At 40.7% G+C, this 9,047-nt stretch carries 5 protein-coding genes and 1 pseudogene; 3 read left to right on the top strand and 3 right to left on the bottom strand.

Annotation, left to right across the window (positions count from 1 at the left end; all coding sequences use genetic code 11):
• Positions 1-97: 97 nt before the first annotated feature.
• Positions 98-3,301: a tetratricopeptide repeat protein gene (locus PHF18_RS11830; RefSeq protein WP_300103040.1), complete on the bottom strand. Its 3,204-nt coding sequence runs from the start codon at positions 3,299-3,301 to the stop codon at positions 98-100.
• Between the two features lie 745 nt (positions 3,302-4,046).
• Between PHF18_RS11830 and PHF18_RS11835 the strand changes: the two genes are divergently transcribed.
• Entirely contained in the window at positions 4,047-4,850 is an 804-nt protein-coding gene (locus PHF18_RS11835) for an HD domain-containing protein (RefSeq protein WP_300103042.1), read from the top strand.
• Between the two features lie 32 nt (positions 4,851-4,882).
• Here the strand turns inward: PHF18_RS11835 and PHF18_RS18095 are convergent.
• Together PHF18_RS18095 and PHF18_RS11845 are read right to left on the bottom strand one after the other, a co-directional pair.
• Positions 4,883-4,999 (bottom strand): annotated as a pseudogene (locus PHF18_RS18095) (pentapeptide repeat-containing protein); the annotation flags it as partial.
• Between the two features lie 56 nt (positions 5,000-5,055).
• Complete coding sequence (locus PHF18_RS11845; protein ID WP_300103046.1) at positions 5,056-5,976, bottom strand: Nif3-like dinuclear metal center hexameric protein; 921 nt, start codon at positions 5,974-5,976, stop codon at positions 5,056-5,058.
• Positions 5,977-6,532: 556 nt separating this feature from the next.
• Here PHF18_RS11845 and PHF18_RS11850 point away from each other — a divergent pair.
• Both PHF18_RS11850 and PHF18_RS11855 read left to right on the top strand, forming a co-directional pair.
• Positions 6,533-8,140, top strand: a complete 1,608-nt coding sequence (locus PHF18_RS11850) for a BatD family protein (protein WP_300103048.1) — start codon at positions 6,533-6,535, stop codon at positions 8,138-8,140.
• Between the two features lie 810 nt (positions 8,141-8,950).
• Positions 8,951-9,047 (top strand): RRXRR domain-containing protein (locus PHF18_RS11855; RefSeq protein WP_300103052.1); only part of this gene is annotated, 97 nt, incomplete at its 3' end.

Consider the following 9,047-nt stretch of genomic DNA (forward strand, 5'->3'; position numbering starts at 1 on the left):
ATATTTATCTGGTTTCTTTATAAAAAGTTTACCGGTATGCCTGAAACCTTATATGCATACCGGAATAATTATTTTTATTCAGCTTAATTTTTATCCATTAAATCTCATCGGGTTCCGGAACATACCAGTCACTGTTATCTTCATTTCCCTGGTTGTCAGGTTCAGGAATATTCCAGTCTGTGTCTTTATCAGGTTCACCAGTATTTTCAAATTCCTTACCGGAAGTGGTGTTTAACTGCTGAGAAATTTCTGTCATGTTTAAGCTGACGTTTTCAGAATAGTTTTCTTCTCCACCATACCATCTTGCAGGCAGGGAATAATTAAGGTCGCTTTTGTATGTTTCGGGAATGTAGACGCGGGTCCCCCTATCCTGAAGGGCTGTAACAAAACCAGGGTCAACAGCATCAAGCCTTGCTTTGCATACTGAAGCCTTCTCGAATTCCCTTACACGGTAGTGGGCAAAACGCTTATTATAAAGGGCAGAAGGTGCATTGGGATTGATTCTAAGAGCCTCGTCATAAGAATTGATCGACTCGTTAATGTCTCCCATTACACTGTATAGATACCCCTTGTTATAACATGCCGTTATGCAGTCCGGTTTTAAATGTACCGTTTTATTAAAGCATTCAAGGGCGGCATTGTTACTGCTTATTGCGAAATAAGCGCATCCTTTGAAATACCAGGCTGCGGCATTTTCTGGAGCATACTCAAGGGCTTTGTCATAGCTGGCAATTGCTTCCTGATATCTCTCCATTTTAGAGAAAGCAAAACCCCTGTTATTAATCGCATCAACATTTGTCGGGTCCAGCGTAAGAATATGGTCATAACAGGCGATTGCTGCTTCGAAATTTCCCATAGCTTCCAGAGCCTTGCCCTGCCGGTACATTATTTCTCTGTTCTCAGGCGTAATCTTGAGAATCTTCCCATATGTTGAAGCAGCTTCCTCATACCTTCCAAGCTCTTCATACAAAGAGGCTTTCTCAGCCAGCACCTTTGAATTTACAGGATCAAGCTGCAGGATTTTATCGTAATCCTCCAGCGCTGCTTCCTGCCTTCCGGATCTGGCTAAAGCAAAAGCTCGACCCTCCAGAGCCTCTATGTTTTCCGGCTCCAGTTCAAGAAGAGGAGTGAAACAGGAAACTGCTTCCTCGTACCTGCCAAGGGTTACAAGGGCCAGAGATTTTCCCTGGAGGGCTTCAGGATCACTGGAGTTAAGAGCAAGTAACTGCTCATAGTAAGCAACTGCTTCTTCAGATCTTCCAAGGGTACTCGAGGTAGACGCTATCGCATACCAGGCATTGCTTGACTGCGGGTCAAGATCAAGGGCTTTTTTGTAACACTCCAGAGCTTCTTCGCTTCTTCCGAGTTTGTCAAGGACAGAGCCTTTCTCATACCAGGCCTCGGTGCGTACAGGATTGAGTGTAAGAGCCATTTCGTAAGAATAAAGTGCGTCCTCGTACCTCTCAAGTTTACTGTATGTTGAAGCTTCACCGTACCATGCCGCATCGTAACTGAATTCCGGACTCAGGGAGTTAAAGTTCCCTGAAAGATCCGAGCTATCTTCAGAACTTGAATATTTGTAGCCCAGAAGGTAAGACCAGAAACCTCCTGAAATTGTCCTTTGCGGGCTGACATCCCTATTTTTATTTTCAACTGACATGGAAGTCGAGTTTCCAGACAATAATTCCATATCCTTGTTCAATCTGAAACGGGCAATAGAATACTCTGAATTTATCTGGAGGGCCTGACTGTAGCAGTCTGAAGCTTCCTGGTATCTTTCGAGCTGATCAAGGAGAAGACCTTTGTTGTACCAGATTTCCGCACTATCCGGGGCAACGGCAAGAACCCTATCATAGCACACAAGAGCATCTTCATATTCTCCTGTTTTTGCCAGGGCAAAAGCTTTGCCATACCATGCAAGTATGTAGTTATCATCAAGATTAACGGCTTTATCATAACTTTTTGCAGCATCGTCGTACTGCTCAAGTTTTAAAGAATCGTAGCCTTTTCTATACCAGACTTTAGCATATCCGGAATCCAGTTTAAGGGCTTTATCATAGCAAGCAGCAGCTTCTTCATACCTGTTAAGCCTGTCAAGATCCTGACCTTTCATGTACCAGACCACTGCATGCTCTGATTCGGTCTCCAGAATCCGATTATAACACTCAAGGGCAGACTCGTAGTTCTCAAGATTATCAAAAGCCAGTCCTTTATCGTACCAGATTTTAATGGCAGGAGATTTAAATTCGGGAGCTTCAGAATAACTGGCAAGTGAAGAGTCGTAAGCATTAAGCTTTTCGAGAAGATCATCTCCAACCTCCTCTACCTCAATTCCTGAATCTGGATTAAGAGCTTTATCATAGCAGACTATTGCAGCGTCGTAATCTCCCATCGCATTAAGCACGGAACCTTTGCTGTACCATGCGTCAGTGTTATCAGGGCTGTAAATGAGTACCTCTTCATAGCACTGCAGAGCCTCTTCATTTCTACCAAGCTTTTCGAGACAGAGGCCTTTCTTCTGCAGGGCACTAAGGTTTTCAGGCTCTGAAAGGAGGACAAATTCATAGCAGGTCAGGGCATCCTGATACATCTCCATCCTCTCAAGGTTTACGCCTTTATTGTACCAGGCCTCTAAAAGATCAGGATTAAGGGAGATAGCCTGGTCATAACACTGTATTGCAGTTTCATAATCCCCGGACATATCGTACATTGTTCCTTTCTGAGTCCAGAGTTCGAAATCGTCAGGAGTAATGTTAAGAGCCCTATCAAAACAGCTCATTGCTTCGTCGTGTTTTTCAAGCCCGCCATAAGCCTTTCCCTGCATTTGCAGAGTTTTGGAAGAGTTGGAGCCAAATTCAATTGAACTCTCATAAGAGGCTAAAGCCTCCTGGTCAAGGCTGAGTTTCTCAGAAGCAAGGGCTTTCTGGAACCAGACTCGGGAAAGATAGTTATCCGCAGCGAGACTTTTCTCGTAACAGTTGATAGCTTCTATATTATTTTTTTTCTGAAGGTTCTCATTACCTTTTTCATACCAGACCCCGGAAGAAGCCGGGAAGGTTTCAATAGCTCTGTTGTAGCAATCAATTGATTCTTCGTATCTCTCCAATGCGACCAGAACACATCCTTTTCCATACCATGCCATTGACGAGTTAGAGTCCATTTTAAGTGCATCTTCAAAGCATCCTATGGAAAGCTCATATTCTTTGAGAGAATAGAGACCAGTGCCTTTGCTTAACAGGCCTTCTACAGAAGCCGGGTGCTGCGCAAGTACTTCTTCAAGAGTGGGAACAGCAACAGACATGTTATCTATTGTAACATTTTTCTGGCTTTCAGAGGCTTCTGCTGCAGGTAAAATACCTGAGGTAAAAGATGAAAAAAAGGCCAGAAGAATGAAAAAGCAAACGATCAAATAAGTTTTTTTAATTGAGCTCATTAAATACCCCGATTTATTCTAATGAGTTCCTGCAGAAAATTTATGTAAGCAGTCTATCAATGTCATTTAAAGGTCACTGTGATATGTAGTTTCCTAAATGATGTAAACGAGAACAACCAGAGATTAATTTAACATTATAAATTCCTTGTGTTCCCCCACAGATAATTTATCCAGTTTGGACTGGATCTTTTCCTATGATTTCCCAGTAAATACTTATTTAATTTGAGGAGCTCCCTCCATATATAATTTATGCAGTTTAAATGGGAAATTGCCAGGTTATATGAGAATTATCAGTTTTTACGATTTAAAAATCTCATGTAATTGTTATTTTTTTTAACATGTTTTATTATATGTTCTGTTATATGTTCTGTTATATGTTCTGTTTAAACTGTTGAATTCACAGAAAAAAGTTGAGTTTATAATAGATAGTCATGGTTTTTACAGATATTTGTTAGGTTCCCTATAAATTGCAAGGTTTTTGTCTTAAGAGACTATAATTATTTCACAATTTTCCGGAGTAATTAGTATTATTATTTAAAACAAAAACCTTTTCTGTACAAAGTCTGCAAGATATGCATAAAGTATATACCTCAACATTTCTTATTGCAGAAGCATGCAAAAAGAAGACCTGGATTATTTTCGGAGATGGTTTTTCGAGTATGTGAACAGATTCTTTTCTCCCGACTCTTTCACCCAGGAAAATATTGAGCTAAAGATTGAACACACTCGACGGGTTTGTGAAAATATCCTTTTACTTGCAAAATCTGAGAAAATAGGCGAAAAGGAATGCATGCTCGCCGAAGCAATAGCCCTGTTTCACGACCTGGGCCGTTTTGAGCAGTTCACCAAATATAAAACGTTCAGAGATTCCGAATCGGAAAATCATGCGGTTCTGGGCGTGAAAATTCTGAATAAAGAAAGGGTTCTCTCCCGCCTTTCCGAAGAGGAAGAAAAACTCATCCTAAAAGCTATAGAATATCACAACATGATGGAGATTCCAGGAAATGTGGAAACCTCCAGTAAACTTCATTTTTTCTCCAGGCTGATAAGGGATGCAGATAAGATTGACATCCTGAGGCTTGCCAGTGAAGAGTATGCAGAAGAGGAAGAACGCAGGAACCCGGCGCTTGAACTATATCTGCCAGATACTCACGGGTATTCGGAGCCTATGGTATCAGAGATCCTGAATAACAGAATGGCAAAAATTGAGGATATGAAAAACAGAAACGACGTAAAACTTCTTCGCCTGAGCTGGATTTTTGATATAAATTTTCCTGCAACTTTTTCCCTCCTTAAAAAGTACGGATATCTGGAGGCAATCATGTCCTCCCTGCCTGAAACAAAAGAAACGGACATTTTGAGAAGGCATATTGAAAATTATTTAAATGCAATAGAATCAGGATCCAGAAAAATTTGATATCCCATACAGGGTACCCCTGTTGAAATATATTATTTAAACATATCCGGGATATATTGGTTGAAGTAGCATTTGTTGAAGTAGCATTTGTTGAAGTAGCATTTGTTGAAGTAGCATTTGTTGAAGTAGCATTTGTTGAAGTAGCATTTGTTGAAGTAGCATTTGTTGAAGTAGCATTTGTTGAAGCGGCATTGATTGAAGTAGCTTACTCAAGATATCTTCTGCGATTTTCATTGCCAAGGCTGCGCCGGTAATCTGAGCGTATCTGGTTTCTGGACTGTTCTTCAAGCATGAACTCAAGAGAACCCTTTCCAGGTTCTTCCTGTTTACAGGTCTCCTCTCCTGCTTTCATATCGAGTACAACCTTATTTTTGTCAACTCTGCAGTTAACCGCCCTGAGTCCGGAAGGCTGGTCAATGAATTCCACCTCAATTCCAGGAAGCCTGCGCAGCCTGGAACACAGGGCCTCCATACCCGGGTTCTCCGTTGCATAATGGGTTGCGTCAATCAGGCAGAGATCTTCGTGCGTTCGGAGAATGTCATGCTTAAGTTCGGATGATATAAAGGCATCAACTCCGTTTTCCCTAGCGATTTCAAGATATTCGTTTCGAAAGCAGCTGCCTCCTATAACCATCACCTTACTGATTTTTTCCTTTTCTCCGGCGTACATAACAGGGGTCTGCAGGCAATCCGAAACATGGGCTGCCAGTTCAGCTGAGGAACATGGTTCTATTTCCCCGATCCTGCCAATTTCTGAAGTCCTTATATTTTTGAGCCCCAGACGGGCGGCAAGAACATCATTAATTCCTCCTTCAGCTCTATCGTAATTAGTGTGCATGCTGTAAAGGGAGATCCCGTTTTCAAGAGCAATCCTGAGGGAAGCCGCCAGAGACTTTGAAATCATGTTTACCGGATGAAAGATGAGGGTGTGATGAGTTATCAGCATGTCTGCTCTCATTTCTGCCGCTTTTTTAAGAACGTAAGAGTTTGCATCCAGGGCAACTGCTATCCTGTTCACATCATCCTCAAGCCCAAGGATCAAACCAATTCTGCCTTTATCAAAATCATCCGCAAGCTCAGGTGGAGCTATCTCTTCAAGGGTCTGCACAATTTTTTTAAGTTTCATGGAAAAAACCTCCGGAAACCGGAAAATTTAAAAGGACTGGTTTTTGCCGGTCAGAATTCTAATTGCCAGAATTCAGATAAAGTGTTTATGGCATTTAATCCCAGCCCTGAATTAAAATTTCATTCATGAATTAAAAACCCATCAACAAAAAACCTCTCTACAAAACAAAGAACCCTTCTCAAGGAAATGGCCCTTTCAAACAAAATTTGCTAAATCATTAGCAAAAATTAAAATAGAATATATGAAGATATTTTATAGAGATTTACTACAGATATTTTAGAGAGATTGATATATCTTTAAAATTCATATTTATAGTGTATTATTGAAAATATGGATCTAATCATTTGGTTTTAAATAAATTATTTCGGGGGATGTGCTGGGGCGAAGACTATGCTGCGCATAAATATAATACGGCTGTTGTAGTATTTCATATAGAAAATAAATAGTGTATCATACATAAAATATTTGCCAAGCCGCAAATTTTTCAGAAGCGCAAAATGTACGTTTCCGTTGCCCGGACCTGCTATAAACAGCATAAAAATCAAGGAAGGTAACCATGGCTAAAAGGATTGCACTGATCGTATTACTTGCCGTTTTTATCTTCTCCGGCCTCTCAATGGTCGCTTTTGCGGCAGATGAAGTGGAGTGGGTGGAGAAACAAAATGATGCAACACTTAATTGGGGAAAGACAGTAACCGTAGAAGGCTATGAAATAAAAGCAGAAGATTTCAACGAAGACAAAATGGTTTTCGTTTCGATTTCAAAGGATGGGGAAAAATTAAAGACTGCTCCTCTTACGGCAGGGATGGAATTCGCATATGATGATGAGATAAAAGTTTATGCCCAGAGTGTAGATCCAAATTATGAAATTATCACCAAAGATGGAAAGGAATTCAAGACCGGAAATTGGAATCCATCTGCTAAACTGGATATTCTTGTAAGAGGAAAGCCGAGTTTTGACATAAAGATCGAAACTGATAAAGATACATACGATTCTAAAGCTATAGGGGATAAAAGAATCGATGTAACGGTAACAGTTAAAAATAATGGGGAAGCAAAGGCTGAAAACGTTGTACTGACTGTTGATACCGGCGAGCTGGAAGTACTTAGTGGAAAAACGAAATACACATACACTAAAGTCCTTAAGGAAGAGACTGTTGAGCCCATTACTTTCACACTGAAAACGCCCACTCCCTGGGAAGATACGGATTTCAAAATCACCGCAAAAACTATCTGTGAGGATATTAAGGATAAAAAGTATGAACACGAAGGTTCCAAAACCATAAAAATAGAACAAAAATGGGACCTCATTGTTTCAAAGAGTGCTACAAAAAAACGTCATATGGGAGAGCCGGTATATGTTTCAGTCACTGTTCGGAACGCAGGGCTATGCGACATAAACAATATCATCCTTAAAGATTCGATCCTTTCTAATATGCATCTTCAAAAAGATGCAACGCTTGATAAGACGCTTTCCCTGAAAGCCGGAGAAACAGCTGAAAAGGTTTTTGAGTATACCCTCATTCCGGAAAAACCTGGGGACTTTACCTTCCCAAAAACCGTAGCTACTTTCACTCTTCCAAACGGGAAGGATGGAGAAGTGACTTCCGATAATTCTGATACGACACTAATTTCCGGGCCCTATATTGAAATTACGAAAACTGTTAACAAACAGCAGCTAGACCCTGGAGACGAACTGACTGTAACGGTCACTACGAAGAACACTGGAAATGTTGATGCAAGTGTAACTGTAACCGATACCGTGCCTTCCGAAGCTAAACTTATAAGTGGAGAAACGAGTTTCAAGCAGGTCCTTGGAAAAAGCGGTGGCTCAAGAACCCTCACTTACATCCTGCAGATGAATAAAAAAGGGGAAGTTCAAATTCCTGCCTGCAAAGCAAGTTTCCTTGATCTTGACAAATATTCAGGAGAGGTCAAATCAGGAAGTCCTGTTGTTTATGTAGGAATACCAATGACCCTTGAAGGAAGCAGCTCACAACCGGAAGGGTCAACCGGCTCCAACCAGGAAAAAAATGAGCCTTCGGGTCAGGCGAGTACAGGGAACACGGAAGAAGATTATGGAGATACTCCGGGATTCAGCTCCATACTTGCTGTAACAGGGCTTCTGGCGGGAACAGGACTCCTGAGAAAGAGAAGCTCCTGAATGACTAAAAAAAGTTAAACATTATTCTGGGTGCTCCCGGGTTTTCCGGGACATCCTTTTTCGCCCTGCCTACTCTACTTGTCAGACTGCTAAATGCCAGTATTCACAGTCATTTATTTTTTTTCTGCGTGACACCCTGTTTCACTTGCCGGTCTAATTCTCTACGTGGCTCATTGTAGATCCTTATCATTCAACCTGTTTTTATTTTCCCTTGCAGCCATATTGCTGCTTTCCTGACTTTACTTTCATTTTTTTCAGCTCCCATTCCTTGAATTGGGATTTCTGGAAATTTCCTTATTACCTATTAAGAACATTAGAATAAAAAGAGAAAGTTAACAATTAAAAAAAAGAGAAAGTTAACAATTAAAAAAAAGATGAAATTAACAATTAAAAAAAAGATAAAATTAATAATTAAAAAAAAGATAAAATTATAAATTAGAACATAGAACTTCTATAAAACCCTGGAACGAAATGAGAAAATCGGGTAGTTCACAAAAAGATCAAAGTCAATTACCCCTCCCTAAAACCTTCACCTAACGGCTCAGGTTTTTGAGGAAGGGGCTTGTCTAACAAGCCCTGGTTGACCAGATCACCGATAAGGAGCAATGGAAAATCGGTAAACGATAGGAAAGAAATAGTTACCCTTGAATGCCGCCTCAGTTTAAGGCTCTAAGGATGCCGGTTAAACAGTCCTGAGAGGTAGGGACAGTGCTTGCATCGTTAAACCTTTCCATATCAGATCGAGAGGAAGACGGATTCCGGAATTGACTCCACAATTCAGATACGCATAACTCTTCGGAGGAAAACTATATGTTAGTTTTCGTAATCAATCAAAACAAAAAACCACTAATGCCCTGTAAACCTTCAAAAGCCAGAAAGCTACTGCAAGCAGGCAAGGCAAAAGTGG

The organism is Methanosarcina sp. (assembly GCF_028693135.1).
Taxonomy (GTDB): Archaea; Halobacteriota; Methanosarcinia; order Methanosarcinales; family Methanosarcinaceae; genus Methanosarcina.